Raw genomic sequence first — 20,029 nt, 5'->3', positions numbered from 1 at the left:
CCCAAGCCCCGTGATTGTGCACGGCGTCGGGCTAGGTCCAGAGACCCGACCCGGATGAGAGGCGCCCATGGGCAAGACGCCGGACAGCGAACGAGGCGGGCGCCCCGCGCCTTCCGGCCCTGCTGCAGGCATGCGCTGGACATCGGGAAGCACCTTGGCCGCCGCGCTGGCGGCCACGATCTTCTATCCATGGATCGTCACGCATTATCTGTTCGAGGCGATCTGGCAGCCGGTCGTGCTGACCGCTTGCGTGAGCCTCCTGGCCGGCGGGTTCTGGCGTCAGGCGCTCAAGCTGGTGATCGGCGGGGGCGCGGCGCTTCTGGTCCACGCGCAGCTTGCGGCCGGTGCGGGCCCCGATGTTCCGATCTGGCAGCCGGTCGTCCTCGCCGCGCTCGCGGGCCTCGTGACACTGTGCCTGTGGCGGCTTCTGGCCGTGGCGGGGGCGGTTGTGGCGTCGCTGATGGTGCTCCGCCTCGCTCATGACGGGGTGCCGCCGGAACTTATCCTCGAGGCGATCCGCATCAGGCTGGAGTGATCCGCAAAAGAAAAGGGCCGCCCCGAAGGACGGCCCCGATCCAGTCATGCTGTCGCGATCACTCGCGCTGTCCCATGAATTGAAGCAGGAACATGAACATGTTGATGAAGTCGAGATACAGGCTCAGCGCGCCCATGATCGCAGCCTTGCCCAGCCATTCCTGATCGCCATGCGCGGCGTGGGCCACGTACTCGGTCTTGATCTTCTGCGTATCGTAGGCCGTCAGCCCCGCGAAAATCAGCACACCGATGGCGGAGATCGCCATGCCGAGCGGGCCGGATTGCAGGAACAGATTCACGATCATCGCGACGATCAGGCCGATCACGCCCATGATGAGGAACGTGCCCATCGCGGACAGGTCCTTCTTCGTGGTGTAGCCGTAAAGGCTGAGCGACGCGAAGGCGATCGCCGTCACGAGGAACGTCTGCGCGATCGACACGCCCGTGAAGACGAGGAAGATCGAGCTGAGCGAGACGCCCATGGTCGCGGCGAAGGCATAGAACACGATCTGTGCCGTGGCCGCCGACATCCGGTTGATCATCGCCGAGAAGCCGAACACGAAGATCAGGGGCGCGAACATCACCAGCCACTTGAGCGGCGAGGCATAGAGCGCGTAGCCGAACGACGTGAGGTACTGATCGGCCGCGATCTGATAGGGCGTGGCCACGTCCGACACCGCGAGACCCGAGATGGCCCACGCGGCCGCAAAGGTGATGAGCATGCCCACGGACATCGTGCCGTAGACCTTGTTCATGTGTGCGCGGAGACCCTGATCGATCTCGGCGGCGCGTGCGCCGGAGACCGAGCCGGTCCGCAAGGCGTCGAATTGTGCCATGTGGCTCCTCCAGAAGGACTGTGCGGGTTCCGTAACGGACCCCTCCGTGGATGAATATCGGCGGGCGGGCCCTGATTTTCAAGCGGCCATCACAGTCATTTCGCGGAAGTTCGATCGATAATCTCTATCTTTAACGTTGAGAGTTCCGCATGTTGCGACATTGCCGCGTGCGACATCCTTGCGCGCGCACCAAGATGGCCATCGACCGGACGAGGACCATGCGACATTGACCGCCCGAACCATCCCCGCCGGTTGCGCGAGCCGACTAGCCAAACATCGCGCGGGCGGGCATGGTGGCCTGACGTGCCCGGGACGTATCCGGTCGCGGCCGCCGGAAGGAAGTTCGATGAAACATCCCGTCGATGCCCATGTGGGAAAGCGCATCCGTCATCGTCGCTGGATGGTCGGAATGACGCAGCAGCAACTGGCCGAACGGGTGGGGATCAAGTTCCAGCAGATCCAGAAGTACGAGACCGGGATGAACCGCGTCTCCGCCTCGCGCCTGTTCGAGATCGCGCAGGCGATGGAGGTTCCGGTTGGTCATTTCTTCGAAGGCTGCGCCGGCGATGCTCCGCCGGAAGAGGCGCAGGACATTCTTGGCGACAAGGAGGCGATGGAACTGGTCCGCGCTTATTACGCCATGCCGGAGAACCAGCGGCGGCGCCTGTTCGACCTCGCGCGCGTTCTGTCGGAGGGTGTTGCCTGACGGCGTGCTTGACCGAGCCGCGCGTCTTTGCGACGGCGACGGGATGACCGACCTTTCCGATTTCGACACGATCCGCGAGGTGGCACATGCGCTGGCGGATGCCGCCCGTGCCGCCACGCTCGCGCATTTCCGGACGCCCCTGAGCATCGAGAGCAAGGGCACCGCCTTCGATCCCGTGACGCGGGCCGACCGCGAGGCGGAGGCGGCGATGCGGGCGATCCTTGCGGAGCGACGCCCGGACGACGCCATTCTGGGCGAGGAAACCGGCGCGACGACGGGGACGAGCGGCCTGACCTGGGTGCTCGACCCGATCGACGGGACGCGCGCCTTCATCTCGGGCATGCCGACCTGGGGTGTGCTGATCGGGCTGAGCGACGCTGACGGCCCACGCTACGGCATCGTGGACCAGCCGTTCACCGGCGAACGGTTCGAGGGCGGGCCGCACGGTGCGACATGGTCGCGGGGTGGGGTGACCCGCCCGATCGGCGTGCGCGAAACCGCGCGTCTGTCCGATGCGACGCTGCTGACGACCTTCCCCGAGGTCGGCACGCGGGAGGAAGGCGCGTCCTTCGCGCGCGTCTCCGCCGCGTGCCGGCTGACGCGCTACGGGCTGGACTGCTACGGCTATGCACTGGTCGCCGCGGGACATGTGGACCTCGTGATCGAGGCCGGGTTGCAGCCCTACGACGTGGCCGCTCCGATCGCGCTTATCCAGGCGGCGGGCGGCGTGGTGACCGACTGGACCGGCGCACCGGCGCATGAGGGCGGGCGCATCGTCGCCGCGGCCACGCCTGCGCTCCATCAAGCGGCGCTGAAACTGCTCAATGGGTGAGGGGCTGATCCGAGGGCGGTGGCGTCGCTTCTAAAGTTTCGCCTTGTTGTCTCTGCTGAGGTGCCGCTCCCGTTCAGGGGCGCCGAGTTCTCAATTACCCATGGGTAATTCTTGCAACCAGCTGATATGAGTATCTTTCAGATCGGAGGCTCCGGCGGAACCCTGTCTCCGGTCGCCTCACGATAATGCACGCGACACAAGCTGACATAACGGTCATTGCCGCCGACCTCGACCTGCGCGCCTTCGGTCACGGCGCGGCCAGCGGCATCGACACGGGTCACCATCGTCGCCTTTCGCCCGCAATGGCAGATCGTGCGCACCTCCCGCATCTCGTCGGCCAGTGCCAGCAGCGCGGCCGATCCGGGAAACAACTCGCCCCGGAAATCGACGCGCAGCCCGTAGGCCATGACCGGCACGCCCAGATCGTCCACCGCACGCGCCAATTGCCACACCTGTTCGCGCGACAGCCACTGCGCCTCGTCCACCAGAACACAGGCGCAGGGTCCGGTTTCGAGCCGCCGGGCGATCATGTCGTAAAGGTCGGACGTGGCGGCATAGGTGTCCGCCTCCGCCTCGATCCCGATCCGGCTGGCGATCCGGCCCTTGCCCGCGCGGACGTCGAAATTCGCGGTCAGCAGATAGGTCTGCATCCCCCGTTCGATGTAGTTGTAGGACGCCTGCAGGAGCAGTGTGCTCTTGCCGGCATTCATCGTCGAATAGCTGAAATGCAGTTTGGCCATCAGGCGCGGGTCACCAGAACCGATCCGACGGAATAGCCCGCTCCGAAGGAGCAGATGAGGCCGCGGTCGCCGGGCACCAGATCGTCCGAATGCTGCGCAAAGGCGATGATCGACCCGGCCGATGAGGTGTTGGCATAATCCTGCAGGATGTTCGGCTGTTCCTCCGGCGCGGGCGTGCGGCCCAGAACCTTGCGGCCGATGTAATCGTTCATCGACTTGTTCGCCTGATGCAGCCACAGGCGCTTGAGGTCGTCGGGCGCGACGCCCGCATCGGCCATGTGGTCGGCGATGTGCTGCGAAACCAGCGGCAGGACCTCCTTGAAGACCTTGCGGCCGTTCTGCATGAACTGCATGTCCCGCCGATCCTCCATCTGGTCGCGGGTGCGGCGCAGGAAACCGTCGTTGTTGCGGATGTTGTTGGAGAATTGCGTCGCGCAGCGGGTCGATTCGATGACGAAGCGGTCGCCCTTCGCCAAGTCCTCACGCTCCAGCAGAACGGCGGTGCAGACATCGCCGAAGATGAAGTGGCAGTCGCGGTCGCGCCATTCGAGGTGCGCGGAACAGATCTCCGGGTTCACCACCAAGGCGCGGGCGATGGACCCGGCGCGGATCATGTCGGCCGCGGCCTGGATCCCAAAGGTCGCCGAGGAGCAGGCGACGTTCATGTCGAAGGCGAAGCCGCCGGTGCCGAGCAATTGCTGGATCTCGATGGCGACGGCCGGGTAGGCGCGCTCGTGGTTGGAGGCGGCGCAGATCACGGTGTCCACCTCGCCCGGTTCGATGCCGGCCTGCGCCAACGCGTCGGTGCAGGCGGCGATCGCCATCTCGGCCATCTGGCCGGGGGCGTCGTCGGGGCGGGGCGCGAGGCGGGGATAGAGCCGGTCGGGGTCGAGCACGCCGGATTTGTCGAGCACGTAGCGCCGCTCGATCCCACTGGCCGACAGGATGAATTCGGAGCTGGAATGAGGGACGGGCGGGCGTTCGCCGGCGCCGATGGCGGCGGCGTGCCGCGCGTTCTGGCGGTCGGCATATTCGTTGAAAGCCGCCACCAGCTCGTCGTTGGTGATGACCTCACCGGGGGTGAAGACGCCCGATCCGGTGATTGCGACGCTGGACATGCGGCCTCTCCCGTTTGGCTGCACGGGTTTGGCCCCGCCGCGCGCGCGGGTCAAGGGCGGGACACGACGTCAGGCCGCGCGGCGGTCGGCGGTGCCACCGGCGGAGGCGTGCAACGCGCGAGAAGCCAACACGTCCTCCACGCGCGCCATGTCGGCATCGAGCGTCGGGCCGCCCATCAACTCGAGGAGCGGCAGGCAGGCCTTCTCGAAGGCGCGGAGCTTGATGCCGTCGCGCATCGCGCGGGCGCCGGTCATGCCCGTGGCAGGGCAATCGATGGCAAGTACGGCATTCGCCGCCCCGTCGATCAGGAGGAAATCCACCCGTTTGTTGCGCAGGGCGCGCACCGCCTCGGCGCCCAGTTCGGGAGCATCGGCGCAAACGGTGAAGATCGCGGCGAGGGAGACCTCGGGCGCCACGTGCAGCTCGTGGCGGTGCGCGATCTCGCGGAGGCGGAGAAACATGTATTGCCGTGTGGATTCCAGGATCGGGCGCGTGGCGAGCGTTGAAGCCTCGAGCGCGTCGAGCCCCTCGATCCGGTGCGCGGGATAGGTTCGGGCACGGCCGAATGCGCGGTGGAGGAGAGCTGGAAAGGAGAACATCTGGTAGGTCTCTCGGCGGCGGGAAGTCCTTCGAGATATGTGCGCCAAATGGGGCGGCAATCGGGCGTAGCGGTTGAAAAGCGCTTTTGCAAAAGAAGACTTGCGGTCTTTTGGGTCTCGGATGCGGAAATCATCAGCATGTTCATTTGCCATATCGTCACGTCATCCGCAGTTCGGCCTGTCGACTGCGTTTCCTGTTGGTGCCCCTTCCGGACCCGCGCGGGCCATTTCGAGAAAGGGCGTGCCGTGGCGTGCGCAGATCATCGCGCTCAGTCATGGCTTAAGGTGTGGCGGTGGCCTGAAGGCTTCCCGGACCTCATGGTCAGATCCGGGGGGCGCGAGGGCGGGGAGAGTTGGCGTCCGCCATACCTGTACTCATCCCGATCCCCCGAGTAGCGACGTTTGGCGTCACAACACCCACTGGCCGGGATGCGGGCCGGGGAGGCATCCGGTTCCGGCGGCGGTCGCGCGGGCTAGCGAACATCCCGGGTCATGTTCCCGGCCGACCGGAAACATGACCCGGGACCGGGCAGCGCTATTGCAGCGAACGGACCTCCACCGGTCCCTCGCCGCGCGCCTTCATGGCCAGTGCGGCAGCATGCGCGCCCGCCAGCGTGGTGAAGTAGGGGATGCGATCCGCCAGGGCCACGCGACGCAGCGAGCGGCTGTCCTCGACCGTCTGCGCGCCCTCGGTGGTGTTCATCACCAGGGCCACGCCGCCATCCTTCATCACGTCCACGACCGTGCGCCCGCCCTCATAGGCCTTGGCCACGGGCGTCGTCTCGACGTCGTGTCCGGCGAGGAAGCGCGCCGTGCCGGCAGTGGCGAGGATGCCAAAGCCCATCTCCTTGAGGAGCTTGGCCGTTTCGACAAGCTGATCGTTCTTGTCAGTATCCTTGATCGACAGGAAGACCTGTCCCTCGTCGGGCAGGACGGTGCCGGCGCCCATCTGCGCCTTGAGGAAGGCGCGCGCGAAGGACCGGTCCCAGCCCATGACCTCTCCGGTGGAGCGCATCTCGGGGCCGAGCAGCGTGTCGACGCCGGGAAAGCGGGCGAAGGGCAGCACGGCTTCCTTGACCGAGAACCACGGCGTGTCGGGGGAGCCCAGCGTCATCAGGTCGCCGATCGGGATGTGGTCGGCGTCGGCGTCATCCGCGTAGGGTTCGCGGAGCGGGAAGGTCGACAGCTTCTCGCCCGCCATCAGGCGCGCGGCGATGGCGGCAATGGCCGAATCGACGGCCTTGGCGACGAACGGCACGGTCCGGGAGGCGCGGGGGTTCACCTCGATCAGGTATACGTCCGGCCCGTCGGGGCCGTCCTTCACCGCGAACTGGATGTTCATCAGGCCGACGACGCCGAGCGCGCGGGCCAGCGCCTCGGTCTGTTCGTGGATCGTGTCGATGACCGTGCGGGGCAGGGTGTGCGGCGGCAGGCAGCAGGCGGAATCGCCCGAATGCACGCCCGCCTCCTCGATATGTTGCATGATGCCGGCGACATGGACCGCTTCGCCATCGGACAGCGCATCGACATCCACTTCGATCGCGCCCGACAGGTAGCTGTCGAGAAGGACCGGCGAATCGCCCGACACGACGACGGCGTCGCGGATGTAGCGCTCGAGCTGACCGGCATCGCGCACGACTTCCATCGCGCGGCCGCCGAGGACGTAGGAGGGGCGGATGACGAGGGGAAAGCCGAGTTCCTCCGCGCGCAGCCGCGCCTCCTCGTCGCTATGGGCGATGGCGTTTTCGGGCTGCTTCAGGCCGAGCCGGCGGACGAGCGCCGAGAATCGCTCCCGGTCCTCGGCGAGGTCGATGGCATCGGGCGTGGTCCCGAGGATCGGGATCCCTGCATCGTGCAGCGCGTTGGCGAGCTTGAGCGGCGTCTGGCCGCCGAACTGGACGATCACGCCGTGGAGCGTGCCGTTCTCCTGCTCGACGCGCAGGATCTCCATCACATGCTCGTAGGTCAGCGGCTCGAAGTAGAGGCGGTCGGAGGTGTCGTAATCGGTGGAGACCGTCTCCGGATTGCAGTTGATCATGATGGTCTCGTAGCCCTGATCGCTGAGCGCGAAGCAGGCGTGACAGCAGCAATAATCGAACTCGATCCCCTGGCCGATGCGGTTGGGGCCGCCGCCGAGGATCACGACCTTCTTCGCATCGGTCGGGCGGCTCTCGCATTCCGCCTCGTCCATCATGATCGGCGTCTCGTAGGTCGAGTACATGTACGGCGTCTGCGCCTCGAACTCGGCGGCGCAGGTGTCGATGCGCTTGAACTGGGCGATCACGCCGAGGTTGAGGCGGGTGCGGCGAACGTTATCCTCGGTCCGGCCGGTCAGGTGCGCGAGGCGGGCATCGGTGAAGCCGTGGGACTTCAGGCGGCGCAGACCTTCGGCATCGTCGGGCAGGCCGCTTTCGCGGATCTCGTTCTCGAGGATGACGACCTCGCGGATGCGCGACAGGAACCACGGATCGAAATGGGTGATGGCGTTGATGTCGTCATCCGACAGGCCTTGGCGCATGGCCTGCGCGATGACGCGGATCCGGTCGGGCGTCTGGCGTCCGAGGGCCGCGCGGATGGCGGCGGGGTCGTCGGGCAGGTCGATCTCGTCGAAGCCGGTCAGGCCGGTCTCGAGACCCGCGAGCGCCTTCTGCATCGATTCCTGGAAGGTCCGGCCGATGGCCATCACCTCGCCCACCGATTTCATCGCGGTGGTCAGATCGGGCTCCGCGCCCGGGAACTTCTCGAAGGCAAAGCGGGGGATCTTGGTGACGACGTAATCGATGGAGGGCTCGAACGAGGCCGGGGTGACGCGGGTGATGTCGTTGTCGAGCTCGTCGAGCGTATAGCCCACGGCCAGTTTCGCGGCGATCTTGGCGATCGGGAAGCCCGTCGCCTTGGATGCCAGCGCGGAGGAGCGCGACACCCGGGGGTTCATCTCGATCACGACCATGCGGCCGTCTTCGGGGTTCACCGCCCATTGCACGTTCGATCCGCCGGTCTCGACGCCGATCTCGCGCAGCACGTTGATGCTGTGCGTGCGCATGATCTGGTATTCCTTGTCGGTCAGCGTCAGCGCCGGCGCGACGGTGATCGAATCACCGGTATGGACGCCCATCGGGTCCACGTTCTCGATGGCGCAGACGATGATGGCGTTGTCTGCGCGGTCGCGCACGACCTCCATCTCGAACTCCTTCCAGCCCAGAAGAGATTCGTCGACGAGGATCTGGGCCACGGGAGAGGCTTCGAGGCCACTGCGGCAGATGCGTTCGTAATCGGCGCGGTTATAGGCCACGCCGCCGCCGGTGCCGCCCAGCGTGAAGGCGGGGCGGATGATCGCCGGCAGGCCGACATGCTCCAGCGCGTCCATCGCGCTTTTCATGCCCTCGGCAATGTCGAACTTGCCGTTTTCGCGCTTGGGAGCGGCTACGATCGTGGCCTTCGGGTTTTCGATGCCCAGCCGGTCCATCGCCTCGCGGAACAGCTTGCGGTCTTCCGCCATCTCGATGGCGGCACGCTTGGCACCGATCAGTTCGACCCCGTATTTCTCCAAGACGCCCAGATCGTCGAGGGCGAGCGCGGTGTTCAGACCCGTCTGGCCGCCCATCGTCGGCAGCAGCGCGTCCGGCCGCTCCTTCTCGATGATCCGGGCGACGACGTCCGGCGTGATCGGCTCGATATAGGTTGCGTCCGCCAGGCCCGGATCGGTCATGATCGTGGCCGGATTCGAATTGACCAGGACGACGCGGTAGCCTTCCTCGCGCAGGGCCTTGCAGGCCTGTGCGCCGGAATAGTCGAATTCGCAGGCCTGGCCGATGACGATGGGCCCCGCGCCAATGATCATGATTGACTTGATGTCGGTGCGCCTGGGCATGGCCGGTCCCCCTCATGCGGCAAAGTCGCCGTCGTCTAGGGAAGGGGGGCGGAGGGCGCAAGGTGGCGGTGATCCGCCGGATGGGAAAAGATCGACCGAATCCATGGAACGCCCGCCCGCGTCTTTCCGTTGCATCCGGATTGGTGACGGACAAGGGAGTATCCAGATGACCGTCAAAGCCGTCTTTTTCGGCACGATCGGAACGCTTGCCGAGACGTCCGAAATCCAGCGCCGGGCCTTCAATATAGCTTTCGCGGAACACGATCTGGAATGGATCTGGGACCGGGAGAGCTATCTGCGGATGCTGCGGCATCCGGGCAAGGAGGCGCGCGTGCGCCGCTACGCCGAGGCGGCGGGCGAGGATGTCGACGCGCGCGCCGTCGACGCCTCGCAGGAACGGGCCTTCGACGCCATCGTCACCCGCGAGGGGGTCGAGGCGCGTCCCGGCGTGCGGGAATTGATGGACGAGGCGCGTGCGCGGGATGTCGCGGTCGTTTTCGTGACCGGCACCGGGCAGAGGCAGATCGACACGATCCTGCAAGGTCTCGACCTGCGGGTGGAGGATTTCGACTGGGTCGGCAGTCCGGAGGAGGATGCGCCCGCGAAGCCGTCGCCGGATCTCCACCTCGCCGCGCTGCGCGACCTCGGGCTGGATGCATCGGAGGTGGTTGCCATCGAGGACACGCCCGACAGCGCGGCCGCCGCCTTGGCCGCCGGTCTGCCGACGGTCGGATTTCCCGGCGCGGCGGCGCGGGACCGGTCCTTCCCAAAGGGCGTCCCCCTCGTGGAGCGGCTGGAGCCGAGAACCCTGCTCGAGGGCGGCGTCGCGTCACAAGCCGCCGAATAGGGGCATCCGGTTGACACCGGGCGGGGGGGCGTGTCCATGGGGCCGACCCGTGACAACCCCGCCCGGAGACCATCCATGCACGCCTATCGCACCCATACCTGCGCCGGTTTGACCAAAGCGGACGTGGGCGAAACCGTCCGCCTTTCCGGCTGGGTCCACCGCATCCGCGACCACGGCGGCATCCTCTTCATCGACCTGCGCGACCATTACGGGATGACGCAGGTTCTGGCCGACCCGGACAGCCCGGTCTTCGCCGAGGTCGAGAAGGTCCGCGCCGAATGGTGCATTCGCATCGACGGTGTGGTGAAGGCGCGCGATCCGGAATTGGTGAACCCCAAGATCCCCACCGGCGAGGTGGAGGTGTTCGTGCGCGACATCGAGGTTCTCGGGAAGGCGGACGAGTTGCCGCTGATGGTATTCGGCGATCAGGAATATCCCGAGGAGACGCGCCTGCGCTATCGCTTCCTCGACCTGCGGCGCGAGGCGATGCAGCGCAACATGGTGCTGCGCTCCAACGTGGTGAAGTCGATCCGCGAGCGGATGTGGGCCAAAAGCTTCAACGAGTTCCAGACCCCGATCATCACCGCCAGCAGCCCTGAGGGCGCCCGCGACTTCATCGTGCCGTCGCGCCTGCATCCCGGCAAGGTCTATGCGCTGCCGCAGGCGCCGCAGCAGTTCAAGCAGCTTCTTATGGTGTCGGGCTTCGACAAGTATTTCCAGATCGCGCCCTGCTTCCGCGACGAGGATCCGCGCGCCGACCGCAGCCCGACCGACTTCTACCAACTCGACATGGAGATGAGCTTCGTTTCGCAGGAAGACGTCTTCGAAACCATCCAGCCGGTGGTCGCGGGCCTGTTCGAGGAATTCGGCGACGGCCGCGCGGTCGATACCGTCTGGCCGCAGATCTCCTACCGGGATGCGGCGCTGAAATACGGGACGGACAAGCCCGATCTGCGCAACCCGATCGAGATGGAGGACGTGTCGGAGCATTTCCGCGGGTCCGGCTTCGCGATCTTCGCCTCCATGCTGGAGAAGGACGGGACGGAAATCCGTGCCATCCCCGCGCAGACGGGGGGCTCGCGCAAGTTCTGCGACCGGATGAACAAGTTCGCGCAGGAGCAGGGTCTGCCGGGGATGGGATACATCTTCTGGCGAAAGGGCGACGACGGTCTGGAAGCCGCAGGCCCCCTCGCCAAGAATATCGGGCCCGAGCGGACCGAGGCGATCCGTCAGCAGCTTGGCCTCGGGATGGGCGATGCGGCGTTCTTCCTTGGCGGCCGCGCGTCGGAATTCGAGGCCGTCGCGGGCCGGGCGCGGGTCGTCATCGGCGATGAGCTGGGCCTGACCGACAAGGACCGGTTCGCCTTCGCCTGGATCGTCGATTTCCCGATGTACGAGCGTGACGATGACGGGAAGATCGACTTCTCGCACAACCCCTTCTCGATGCCGCAGGGCGGGATGGAGGCGCTGGACGGGGATCCACTCGATGTGCTGGGCTATCAGTACGACCTCGCCTGCAACGGCTATGAGCTGGTCTCCGGCGCGATCCGGAACCACCGCCCCGAGATCATGTTCAAGGCATTCGAGCTGGCCGGCTATGACGAGAGCGAGGTGCGCAAGCGGTTCGGCGGCATGGTCAAGGCGTTCCAGTACGGCGCCCCGCCGCATGGTGGCTGCGCGGCCGGGATCGACCGGATCGTGATGCTCTTGGCGGATGAGGCGAACATCCGCGAGGTCATCCTGTTCCCGATGAACCAGCGTGCCGAGGATTTGATGATGGGCGCCCCGTCCGATCCGCTGCCGGGACAATTGGGGGAATTGGGGCTGCGGCTCATGCCCAAGGAGTGAACCAGGCCCGGGCGTGCGCGTTGAGTCAGATCATCCAAACGGAGGCTCACATGCGCAAGCTCATCAAGTATTTCGCGATCTGGAAAATGTTCAAGAAGCTTCGCCGTCGGTGACGGTCATGTGCGGGCGGCGTGTTGGCCGCCCGCTTTCATTTCCGGGGCGGGTTTGTCCGGGTCTGCATCGGGCAATCTCGGCCGGTCATTCCGCTGCGGAATTATACGCATAGGTCTTCCAGTCAGGCTTCCAGTCCGCATCCGCCTGATTGCCCCAGACCGTCCAGCCTTGCCGCACGCCACGGCCGAACATCTCCAGATACGGGCCCCAGGAGCAGGATTCGATCAGGTCGTATTGCTCGTCGGGTTTGCGGGAATGTTCGCGCTTTCGGGTCTGGATCATGTTGACCTGTGACCGGCCGGGCGCCTCGGTCCGGACATTCTTGCCGCGGATGCCGAACAGCAGAAGCTCCGTCACGTTGCGGAAGTAGAATCCGACACCCCGCCCGTCGGAGCCGCCATCCCTTCGGATTTTGTGCCAGACGATGTTCGATCTGTACTCGAACCCCCAAGCCGACAGAACCTGAAGCCCTTCAGGCAGAAGCGCGTTCGGAACCCACATGTAGCAATGCGACCGGTCCGCAAGGTGATCCGCGACCGGCAGGGCGCAGATTTCCCCAAGCGTCATGGTCGGGTACCGCGCCAGCCGCTTGTGTTCGGGCGCGACCTTGCCCGTTCGGTTGGTAAACCGCCAAGGCGGATCGGCCAGCACGCAGCCGAAGCGGTCCCGGCCGAGAAATTGCGTCAGGTCTTGGGCGGGATCCTTGATCATGGACCATGTCTAGCGAGGGGAAGGCGGAGCGTCACGAAAATCCTGCCGCGCTGCGTTCCTCCGGCAATCTTCGCTGGCCATCGCCCGTGCCCCTGTGAGTGGCGCGCGGGATCTCTTATGAGGGGATCATGACACCGACCCTTGCGGCCATTCGCTTCGGCACGGGCCTCGCGCCCGAGATCTCGCCACCGGCCGACGGGGCGGAGGTCTTGGCCCGCCTTGCCGGTCCCGACGAGGCCGCGGCCCGGATCCCGATCGATGGGTGGGAGGCCGCCGTCGCGCGTGCGCTACGGTTCCGCGCCCTGCGCCGCGCCCGGGATGAGTCGGGCGGAAAAGCGCCGTTTCGCCGGTTGAGGGACCGCCTGAACGCGGAGTATCACCGCGATCTCGCCCGCACGCTGATCCGTGCGGCGGTTACGCGGGACGGGATGCGGGAGCGGCTGCACTGGTTCTGGGCGGACCATTTTTCGGTCGTCGATGCGAACGGGATTCGGCGACGCACGATTACGGCCTATCACGAGGATGCGATTCGCCCGCATATGACGGGACGTTTTGCCGATCTGCTCCATGCGGCGGTGGCGCATCCGGCGATGCTGAACTTTCTCGATCAGGACCGTTCCGCCGGGCCGAATTCTCCGCGCGGGCGCAATGGCGGTGTGGGTTTGAACGAGAATCTGGCCCGCGAGGTGCTGGAATTGCACACGCTCGGGATCGGGGCGCCTTACGGTCAGACGGACATTCGGGAACTGGCGGAGCTTCTCACCGGGCTCGGCGTGGACAGAAAGGGCGCTTTCGCGTTCCGCCCTCGTTTCGTCGAGCCAGGTGCGGAGGTGGTGCTGGGGCGGAGCTATGGCGGGGCGCGGCCCAACCGGCACGCGATCCGCGCGGTGCTCGACGATCTGGCGGTTCATCCGGCCACCGCCCGGCATGTCAGCCGGAAGCTTGCGACGCATTTCGTGGCCGATACGCCCGAGCCGTCGATGATCGACGCGATGATCGAAGTGTGGAGATGCAGTGACGGCGACCTGATGAAGGTCTACGCGGCCATGCTCGACCACCCCGACGCCGCGTCGCCCGAATTGCGCAAGGTGCGCCGGCCGATCGATTTCATGGCGGCCGCCCTGCGCGTGTCAGGTGCGGGGGCGGCATTGATCGAGGCGCGCCCGCAGGTTCTGAGCGACCGTCTGACAACGCCGCTTGCACGGATGGGGCAGGTCTGGCTGCGCCCGCCGGGGCCGCATGGCTGGCCGGAGGAGGCGGATGCCTGGATCACGCCGCATGGTCTGGCCGCGCGGCTCGAATGGATCGCGCAGTGGGTCGGCGGTCTCGACCCTGCGCCCGACCCGCGCGATTTCGTCGACGTCGCTCTCGGGGATCTTGCGGGACCGCGCACGCGGTTCGCCGCGCAGGCGGCCGAGGACCGGCAGGCGGGGCTCGGCCTGATCCTCTCCGCGCCCGAATTTCAGAGGAGGTAGGCCATGGATCGCCGCCGCGTTCTGTCACTCCTGGGCTGTTCCGCCGCGGCCTTTCCCGCAATGACGCCGATGACTTTCGCCGCAACGGGCGGCGAGAACCGGCTGGTCGTCGTGATTTTGCGCGGCGCGATGGACGGGCTTGACGCGCTGCGCCCTTACGGCGATCCGAATCTCGCGCGTCTGCGCCCTGACTTCGGTGCGGGGCCGGCGGGCGGCGAGGCGATCGACCTGACGGGGTTTCATGCGCTGCACCCGGCGCTGGCGCCTCTCCTGCCGCTTTGGCGTGCGGGGCAGCTTGGATTTGCGCAGGCGGTCAGCACGCCCTATCGCGGCAAGCGCAGCCATTTCGACGGGCAGGACATCCTCGAGGCGGGCACGGCCGGCGAGGTGCCGCCACTGGCGCGTCGCGACGGCTGGCTGAACCGGCTGCTGCCGCTGCTGCCGGGGGCGCATGGAAGGACGGCCTTTGCCGTCGGGCGCGATGAGATGCTGATCCTGCGCGGTGCCGCCGATCACGCCGCATGGGCGCCCGATGCGCGGCTCGACCTTGCCCCGGCGACGGCGGATCTGCTCCTGCACGCCTATCACGACGACCCGCTGTTCCGGAATGCGGCGGAGGTGGCGCTGGGTCTCGCTGCGTCGACGGAAGGTGTGGGAGGGCGGCGGGCGGAGCCGCTTTTCGCCTTTGCCGCCGCGCAATTGCGAGCCGATGCGCGGATCGCGGCGCTTTCGCTCGGCGGCTGGGATTCGCACCGCAACCAGCCCCGCCAGATCGCCCGCAGTCTCCAATCGCTGTCGGAGGGGCTGCTGCGGCTGCGCACCGATCTGGGGCCTGCCTGGGACCGGACGACGGTGCTTTGCCTGACGGAGTTCGGGCGCACGGCGGCGCAGAATGGCACGGCGGGAACGGATCACGGCACGGGCGGGACGATGATCCTGGCGGGCGGAGCCTTGAGGGGTGGGCGCGTCTGGGGCGACTGGCCCGGCTTGGGCGAGGCGGCGCTGCTCGATCGGCGTGACCTGATGCCGACGCGCGATGTGCGCGCTTATGCAGCCTGGGCCTTGCACGGCCTGTTCGGGACGCCGCACGCGGCTCTCGCGTCGGTGGTGTTTCCGGGGCTGGAGATGGGGGCCAATCCGGGGCTGCTGGCCTGACGTTGCGAAAACTCCGGCGGAGGGAGCGACAGGAGCACGCTTTCTCATCCTCTGACGGGAAAGGGCCGCGGCGGGGATGTCCCGGCGCGGCCCTTCAAAAACCTGGCGGTCGGCGATCGTTACTTGATCTTGCCTTCCTTGTATTCGACGTGCTTGCGCGCAACGGGATCGAACTTCCGTACGACCATCTTTTCGGTCATGGTGCGCGCGTTCTTCTTGGTCACATAGAAATGGCCGGTCCCGGCGGAGCTGTTCAGCCGGATCTTGATCGTGGTGGGCTTCGCCATCGGGTGTCTCCTGCGTCGGTCGGGGGCGCGAGGGGTGCGCCTCCCGTGAAATCCGGGAAGTTGCCTTCTAGCCGGTGCGGGGCGGGTGTCAACCGCGCTTCGGTCGATCGCGGGTCAGTTTGCGGGGCGTACGCGCAGCAAGAGCAGGTCGCCGGCCGGGGCCCGTGTCAGGATCACGCAAGCCAGACCCCGCGCGCCGTCGATATAGCCCATGTCGAGGGTGAGTTCCGCGCGGCCATGCCGACGCGCCTCCTGCACCGCTGCGGTCACCTTGGCACGGTTGCAGTGCCTCCACAGTTGCGTGATGTGCAGGCCCGTCAGATCCGTGTCGCGGTCGAAGCCCAGAAGATCCAGAAGCGGCTCGCCCATGGCCGCGACGCGTCCGTCGTCGAATATGAGCCCCCGTCGGCCAAGCCCATCTTCCATCGCCTCGCGGGCGAGCATCGGCAGCGCCTTCGATTGGTTGCTGGATGTCAGTGGCGGCGGCGTATCGCGCATCGTGGATTCCCCCTCGGTCAGTTCGACATCGGTCGTCCGAACCCGATCGGGAGACCAGTCGTACAGAAGAACAAGCCCTTACGGGCCGAATGGTTCCGTCTCAGAGATGTGCGGGGGGCCTGTAAGCCGGATTTTGTCCCGAAGGTTCCCTTCGGTGGCGACCATTCATCTGGACCGCGAATTGCTTCGCGGCCTCGAGCTGCCAACCCGGACCGCCGGGACGAAGCGTCCCTGCGCCGTCGCAGACGCGCGCGGTCCCTATTCGGCATTGCTCCCGGTGGGGCTTGCCGTGCGGGAGACGTTGCCGCCTCCCCGGTGGGCTCTTACCCCACCGTTTCACCCTGGCCGGGGACGGATCCCCGGTGGTTTGTTTTCTGTGGCGCTTTCCATCGGCTTTCGCCGTCCGGGCGTTACCCGGCACCGTCGCTTCGTGGAGTCCGGACTTTCCTCGGAAGTCGCCTTCCGCGGCCGCCCGGCCCCCCGCACAGCGCCGAGGTATGCGGCGCGGGCAGGGGCGTCAATGTCGGGCGATGTCGTCGGACCAAAAGGCGGCCCGCGATGCGGCGCCCTTACCCGCGTGACCTTCAGGCCGGGAAGCGTGCGGCGAGATCGGCGGCGAGCGCGGCATCCGTGGCGTCCGGCGGCCCGTCCGCGCCGGGGCGGAAGCGGAGGCGGAACGCGGCGAGGCGGGTCTCGTCGGATACCGCCGCGTCGTAGCCGAAGGATCGGGCATGATCGTGGAATGCGGCCGGGTCCCCCGCGCGCCGTTCGGGCCAGACGGACAGGCCGCCCCGTGCGAGGCGGCACCAATCGAACCGCGGGCCAGGATCGATCTTGCGGCCGGGGGCGCAGTCGGAATGGCCGATAACGTTCACGGGCAGGATCCCATGGCGCGCGATCAGGTCAGCCAGCAGCGTTTCCAGCGCATCCATTTGCGGTGCGGGAAAGGGCGAGGCCCCATCGTTCGACAATTCGATTCCGATGGAGCGGGAGTTTACGTCATCCCGGCCGCGCCACCGCCCCGCGCCCGCATGCCATGCGCGCAAATGGTCGGGGACGAGCCGCGTGACATCACCCGCCTCGCCGATGACGTAGTGGCACGAAACCTCGGTTGCGGGATCGCAGAGCCGCTTGATCGCGGGGCCCGGCCCGCCACGCATCGCGGTGTAATGCAGGACGATCAGGTCGGGCCGGGTGGTCCCGTCCCTGCGCGGCCCGTGATTGGGGCTCGGCCGCTCGGTGATCCGCATGATTTACTGGCTTCGGACCAAATTTCGCACCACCGCCGGATCCCAGCCGCAGGCATTTCCGTCGCCATCCGGGTCGAGGCCCAGACGGTCGCGCTCGGGGCCGCCGCCGCCGAGGAAGGCCTCCTGCGCCTTGTCCTCGCTCGTGTAGGCGGCGCAACGTTGCTCCGCGCGCCCGGCGGAGGCGCCGAAGCCCCGGCGGAACGCGCCCTCGGTTCCCACGGGGCGCGCGTCGTTGAGGGCGTAGGCGAAGATGTTGGGACCGGTATCCGCCGGACGCTCCAGTTCCAGCTCCTCGGGGCGCACAACGCGGTAGCGCTCGCGTGCGGCGCGCAGGCGCTCGGCATCGGCCTCGATGTCGCGTTCGGCCGAAACCGCGGCGAAGTCCTGTTCCTGACTGATCGACGGGTTGTTGCGGTCAAGCTCCGGTGGGCTGGTTTCGAGCGGGGTCGGCAGGGGGGGAGGGGTGCCGCCTATGCCCAAGGCGGCGCGGGTTTCCTCCGCAAGCCGTTCGGCCTCGTTCTGCGTGCTGGAGGGGCCGGAGGTGTCGATCGGTCTCGGCCGCGGCATCGCCCCATTCTCCAACTCCGTCATGCGGCCGGTCAATTGCGCCTCGCGGGCGGCGGCGGCCTGAGCGGGCGTCGTGACGACGGGACCGGCCATGGTGCTGTTGGGCAGTGGCGGTTCGCAGGCGGCGAGGGAGAGCGCCGCCGTAGCGGCCAGGATCGTTCGCATCGTTCGCATCGCAGCCTCACCCGTTTTAGACGAACCTACCACCATTTCTCCGGCCGGGCCACGAAGCCCGCGCGTTCTTCAAGAGATTGTGCAACGTCGAGCAAGGCGCCCTCTTCGAACGGACGTCCGATAAGTTGCAGCCCCATCGGCAGGCCCGCGTCGTTCTGTCCTGTCGGAACGGCAACGCCGGGCAGGCCGGCGAGGTTCACCGTCACGGTGAAGACGTCGTTGAGATACATCTTGATCGGATCGGCATCGGCCATTTCGCCAAGTTCGAAGGCGGCGGAGGGCGTGGCCGGGGTCAGGATTGCGTCCACGCCCTCGGCGAACACCGTCTCGAAGTCGCGCTTGATCAGCGTGCGCACCTTGCGGGCGCGGTTGTAATAGGCGTCGTAGAAGCCGGCGGACAAGACGTAGGTGCCGACCATGACGCGGCGCTGGACCTCGTCGCCGAAGCCTTCGGCGCGCGTCTTCTCGTACATCTCGGTTATGCCGTCGCCTTGGCTCAACTTCGCGCGGTGGCCGAACCGGACCCCGTCGTAGCGGGCCAGATTGCTCGACGCCTCGGCGGGCGCGATGACGTAATAGGCGGGCAGGGCGTATTTCGTGTGGGGCAGAGAGATATCGCGGATTTCCGCCCCCGCATCGCGCAGCATATCGATGCCCTGCTGCCAGAGCGTGTCGATTTCCTCCGGCATGCCGTCCATGCGATATTCACGCGGGATGCCGATGACCTTGCCGCGCACGTCACCGGTAAGCATCGCCTCGAAGTCCGGAACCGGCAGGTCGGCGGAGGTCGAATCCTTCGGGTCGTGGCCGGACATTGCCTGAAGCATGATCGCCGCGTCGCGCACCGAGCGCGTCATCGGCCCCGCCTGGTCGAGGGAGGAGGCGAAGGCTACGATGCCCCAGCGCGAGCAGCGTCCGTAGGTTGGCTTGATCCCCGTGGTGCCCGTGAAGGCCGCCGGCTGCCGGATGGAGCCGCCGGTATCGGTGCCGAGCGCCCCGAGGCAGAGCCGCGCCGCGACCGCCGCCGCCGAGCCCCCGGAGGAGCCGCCGGGCGTGAGCTTCGCATCGGAACCCTGCGCGCGCCACGGGTTCACCACGTCGCCATAGGTCGACGTCTCGTTCGACGAGCCCATGGCGAATTCGTCCATGTTGAGCTTGCCCAGCATGACCGCCCCGGCGCCGAAGAGCTTGTCGGTGACGGTGCTCTCATATTCGGGGCGAAACCCCTGAAGGATGCGCGATCCGGCCTGGCTCGGCACGCCCCGGGTGCAGAACAGATCCTTCACGCCGATCGGAATGCCGCACATCGCGGGCGCGTCGCCGCGGGCGATCCGGTCGTCGGCGGCCTTGGCCTGTGCGCGGGCGATGTCGGGCGTGTGGTGCACGAAGGCGTTGAGCGCACCGGAGGCTTCGGCCGCCTGCAGGTGCGCCTCGGTCAGGGCCTGCGCCGTGGTTTCGCCAGAGCGCAGCGCGTCGCGGGCTTCGGCAATAGTCAAATCTGTAAGGCTCATTCGACCACCTTCGGAACGGCGAAAAATCCCTCGCGCGCATCGGGCGCATTGGCGAGAACGGCTTTCTGCTGATTGCCGTCGGCGACCACATCCTCGCGCCGCTTCAGCCGCTGCGGCGTGACGGAGACCATGGGTTCGACGCCTTCGACATCGACCTCGCCGAGCTGCTCGATGAAGCCGAGAATGGCGTTGAACTCACCCGCGAGCCCTTCGAGGCGGTCGTCGGGCACGGCGATCCGGGCGAGCTTTGCCACCCGGCGCGCGGTTTCGAGATCGATGGACATGGGGCCTCCGTCGCGGTTCCCGCGGGGTCTATAGTCCGGTGCGGGCGGGTTCAATACGGGCCGCACCCTCG

Annotated in this window: 19 protein-coding genes and 1 other RNA gene; 7 read left to right on the top strand and 13 right to left on the bottom strand. The window is 67.0% G+C overall.

Features of this window, described 5'->3' with window-relative positions:
- Nucleotides 1-130: 130 nt before the first annotated feature.
- The gene (locus tag JSE7799_RS00095) at nt 131-535 is read left to right on the top strand and encodes a hypothetical protein (protein ID WP_222101681.1); all 405 of its coding nucleotides are present in this window, start codon (nt 131-133) and stop codon (nt 533-535) included.
- A gap of 58 nt (nt 536-593) precedes the next feature.
- Here the strand turns inward: JSE7799_RS00095 and JSE7799_RS00090 are convergent, their stop codons facing one another.
- On the bottom strand, nt 594-1,370 hold the full coding sequence (locus JSE7799_RS00090; protein WP_055661778.1) for a Bax inhibitor-1/YccA family protein: 777 nt from the start codon (nt 1,368-1,370) through the stop codon (nt 594-596).
- Nucleotides 1,371-1,716: 346 nt separating this feature from the next.
- Between JSE7799_RS00090 and JSE7799_RS00085 the strand changes: the two genes are divergently transcribed.
- Nucleotides 1,717-2,076: a helix-turn-helix domain-containing protein gene (locus JSE7799_RS00085; protein ID WP_055661777.1), complete on the top strand. Its 360-nt coding sequence runs from the start codon at nt 1,717-1,719 to the stop codon at nt 2,074-2,076.
- A gap of 43 nt (nt 2,077-2,119) precedes the next feature.
- Nucleotides 2,120-2,908: a histidinol-phosphatase gene (gene hisN, locus JSE7799_RS00080; protein ID WP_055661776.1), complete on the top strand. Its 789-nt coding sequence runs from the start codon at nt 2,120-2,122 to the stop codon at nt 2,906-2,908.
- Nucleotides 2,909-3,045: 137 nt separating this feature from the next.
- Here the strand turns inward: hisN and JSE7799_RS00075 are convergent, their stop codons facing one another.
- From JSE7799_RS00075 to carB, 4 genes are all read right to left on the bottom strand, one after another.
- A complete protein-coding gene (locus tag JSE7799_RS00075; RefSeq protein ID WP_055661775.1) occupies nt 3,046-3,648 on the bottom strand; it encodes a thymidine kinase in 603 nt (200 codons plus the stop codon).
- On the bottom strand, nt 3,648-4,766 hold the full coding sequence (locus JSE7799_RS00070; protein ID WP_055661774.1) for a beta-ketoacyl-ACP synthase III: 1,119 nt from the start codon (nt 4,764-4,766) through the stop codon (nt 3,648-3,650). The genes JSE7799_RS00075 and JSE7799_RS00070 overlap by 1 nt, the downstream gene beginning before the upstream one ends.
- A 69-nt stretch (nt 4,767-4,835) precedes the next feature.
- Complete coding sequence (locus tag JSE7799_RS00065; protein WP_055661773.1) at nt 4,836-5,366, bottom strand: DUF2726 domain-containing protein; 531 nt, start codon at nt 5,364-5,366, stop codon at nt 4,836-4,838.
- Between the two features lie 535 nt (nt 5,367-5,901).
- Nucleotides 5,902-9,237: a carbamoyl-phosphate synthase large subunit gene (gene carB, locus JSE7799_RS00060; protein WP_055661772.1), complete on the bottom strand. Its 3,336-nt coding sequence runs from the start codon at nt 9,235-9,237 to the stop codon at nt 5,902-5,904.
- 166 nt (nt 9,238-9,403) lie between these two features.
- On the opposite strand from carB, the gene JSE7799_RS00055 reads away from it, so the two are divergent.
- The gene (locus JSE7799_RS00055; RefSeq protein ID WP_055661771.1) at nt 9,404-10,084 is read left to right on the top strand and encodes an HAD family hydrolase; all 681 of its coding nucleotides are present in this window, start codon (nt 9,404-9,406) and stop codon (nt 10,082-10,084) included.
- Between the two features lie 75 nt (nt 10,085-10,159).
- Entirely contained in the window at nt 10,160-11,932 is a 1,773-nt protein-coding gene (gene aspS, locus JSE7799_RS00050) for an aspartate--tRNA ligase (RefSeq protein ID WP_055661770.1), read from the top strand.
- A gap of 198 nt (nt 11,933-12,130) precedes the next feature.
- Here the strand turns inward: aspS and JSE7799_RS00045 are convergent, their stop codons facing one another.
- A complete protein-coding gene (locus tag JSE7799_RS00045; RefSeq protein ID WP_055661769.1) occupies nt 12,131-12,757 on the bottom strand; it encodes an MT-A70 family methyltransferase in 627 nt (208 codons plus the stop codon).
- A gap of 128 nt (nt 12,758-12,885) precedes the next feature.
- Here JSE7799_RS00045 and JSE7799_RS00040 point away from each other — a divergent pair, with 128 nt between their 5' ends.
- Both JSE7799_RS00040 and JSE7799_RS00035 read left to right on the top strand, forming a co-directional pair.
- Complete coding sequence (locus tag JSE7799_RS00040) at nt 12,886-14,232, top strand: DUF1800 domain-containing protein (RefSeq protein ID WP_055661768.1); 1,347 nt, start codon at nt 12,886-12,888, stop codon at nt 14,230-14,232.
- Between the two features lie 3 nt (nt 14,233-14,235).
- On the top strand, nt 14,236-15,387 hold the full coding sequence (locus tag JSE7799_RS00035; RefSeq protein WP_055661767.1) for a DUF1501 domain-containing protein: 1,152 nt from the start codon (nt 14,236-14,238) through the stop codon (nt 15,385-15,387).
- 119 nt (nt 15,388-15,506) lie between these two features.
- On the opposite strand, the gene rpmG is transcribed toward JSE7799_RS00035, so the two are convergent.
- From rpmG to gatC, 7 genes are all read right to left on the bottom strand, one after another.
- On the bottom strand, nt 15,507-15,674 hold the full coding sequence (gene rpmG, locus JSE7799_RS00030; protein WP_055661766.1) for a 50S ribosomal protein L33: 168 nt from the start codon (nt 15,672-15,674) through the stop codon (nt 15,507-15,509).
- Nucleotides 15,675-15,788: 114 nt separating this feature from the next.
- Nucleotides 15,789-16,172 carry a hypothetical protein gene (locus tag JSE7799_RS00025; RefSeq protein ID WP_055661765.1) on the bottom strand — a complete coding sequence of 128 codons (384 nt, stop codon included), beginning with the start codon at nt 16,170-16,172 and terminating at the stop codon, nt 15,789-15,791.
- 106 nt (nt 16,173-16,278) lie between these two features.
- Nucleotides 16,279-16,656, bottom strand: an RNA gene (gene rnpB / locus JSE7799_RS00195) — RNase P RNA component class A.
- A 100-nt stretch (nt 16,657-16,756) separates the two neighbouring features.
- On the bottom strand, nt 16,757-17,422 hold the full coding sequence (locus JSE7799_RS00020) for an N-acetylmuramoyl-L-alanine amidase (protein WP_144431491.1): 666 nt from the start codon (nt 17,420-17,422) through the stop codon (nt 16,757-16,759).
- 3 nt (nt 17,423-17,425) lie between these two features.
- Nucleotides 17,426-18,163: a hypothetical protein gene (locus tag JSE7799_RS00015; protein WP_055661764.1), complete on the bottom strand. Its 738-nt coding sequence runs from the start codon at nt 18,161-18,163 to the stop codon at nt 17,426-17,428.
- 26 nt (nt 18,164-18,189) lie between these two features.
- The gene (gene gatA / locus JSE7799_RS00010; protein ID WP_055661763.1) at nt 18,190-19,674 is read right to left on the bottom strand and encodes an Asp-tRNA(Asn)/Glu-tRNA(Gln) amidotransferase subunit GatA; all 1,485 of its coding nucleotides are present in this window, start codon (nt 19,672-19,674) and stop codon (nt 18,190-18,192) included.
- A complete protein-coding gene (gene gatC / locus JSE7799_RS00005; protein ID WP_055661762.1) occupies nt 19,671-19,958 on the bottom strand; it encodes an Asp-tRNA(Asn)/Glu-tRNA(Gln) amidotransferase subunit GatC in 288 nt (95 codons plus the stop codon). The genes gatA and gatC overlap by 4 nt, the downstream gene beginning before the upstream one ends.
- Nucleotides 19,959-20,029: the final 71 nt, after the last annotated feature.

Origin of the sequence: Jannaschia seosinensis, assembly GCF_001408515.1 — a bacterium.
GTDB lineage: Bacteria > Pseudomonadota > Alphaproteobacteria > Rhodobacterales > Rhodobacteraceae > Jannaschia > Jannaschia seosinensis.
This window is presented reverse-complemented; position numbering and strand designations above follow the sequence as displayed.

Bases quoted from the DNA above. Each gene is read 5' to 3' on its own strand.
- carB (WP_055661772.1), bottom strand. From the start codon at position 9,237: ATGCCCAGGCGCACCGACATCAAGTCAATCATGATCATTGGCGCGGGG.
- JSE7799_RS00025 (WP_055661765.1), bottom strand. From the start codon at position 16,172: ATGCGCGATACGCCGCCGCCACTGACATCCAGCAACCAATCGAAGGCG.
- JSE7799_RS00075 (WP_055661775.1), bottom strand. From the start codon at position 3,648: ATGGCCAAACTGCATTTCAGCTATTCGACGATGAATGCCGGCAAGAGC.
- JSE7799_RS00020 (WP_144431491.1), bottom strand. From the start codon at position 17,422: ATGCGGATCACCGAGCGGCCGAGCCCCAATCACGGGCCGCGCAGGGAC.
- gatA (WP_055661763.1), bottom strand. From the start codon at position 19,674: ATGAGCCTTACAGATTTGACTATTGCCGAAGCCCGCGACGCGCTGCGC.
- JSE7799_RS00035 (WP_055661767.1), top strand. From the start codon at position 14,236: ATGGATCGCCGCCGCGTTCTGTCACTCCTGGGCTGTTCCGCCGCGGCC.
- JSE7799_RS00090 (WP_055661778.1), bottom strand. From the start codon at position 1,370: ATGGCACAATTCGACGCCTTGCGGACCGGCTCGGTCTCCGGCGCACGC.
- aspS (WP_055661770.1), top strand. From the start codon at position 10,160: ATGCACGCCTATCGCACCCATACCTGCGCCGGTTTGACCAAAGCGGAC.
- JSE7799_RS00045 (WP_055661769.1), bottom strand. From the start codon at position 12,757: ATGATCAAGGATCCCGCCCAAGACCTGACGCAATTTCTCGGCCGGGAC.
- hisN (WP_055661776.1), top strand. From the start codon at position 2,120: ATGACCGACCTTTCCGATTTCGACACGATCCGCGAGGTGGCACATGCG.
- JSE7799_RS00070 (WP_055661774.1), bottom strand. From the start codon at position 4,766: ATGTCCAGCGTCGCAATCACCGGATCGGGCGTCTTCACCCCCGGTGAG.
- JSE7799_RS00040 (WP_055661768.1), top strand. From the start codon at position 12,886: ATGACACCGACCCTTGCGGCCATTCGCTTCGGCACGGGCCTCGCGCCC.
- JSE7799_RS00095 (WP_222101681.1), top strand. From the start codon at position 131: ATGCGCTGGACATCGGGAAGCACCTTGGCCGCCGCGCTGGCGGCCACG.
- JSE7799_RS00055 (WP_055661771.1), top strand. From the start codon at position 9,404: ATGACCGTCAAAGCCGTCTTTTTCGGCACGATCGGAACGCTTGCCGAG.
- JSE7799_RS00065 (WP_055661773.1), bottom strand. From the start codon at position 5,366: ATGTTCTCCTTTCCAGCTCTCCTCCACCGCGCATTCGGCCGTGCCCGA.
- JSE7799_RS00085 (WP_055661777.1), top strand. From the start codon at position 1,717: ATGAAACATCCCGTCGATGCCCATGTGGGAAAGCGCATCCGTCATCGT.
- rpmG (WP_055661766.1), bottom strand. From the start codon at position 15,674: ATGGCGAAGCCCACCACGATCAAGATCCGGCTGAACAGCTCCGCCGGG.
- gatC (WP_055661762.1), bottom strand. From the start codon at position 19,958: ATGTCCATCGATCTCGAAACCGCGCGCCGGGTGGCAAAGCTCGCCCGG.
- JSE7799_RS00015 (WP_055661764.1), bottom strand. From the start codon at position 18,163: ATGCGAACGATGCGAACGATCCTGGCCGCTACGGCGGCGCTCTCCCTC.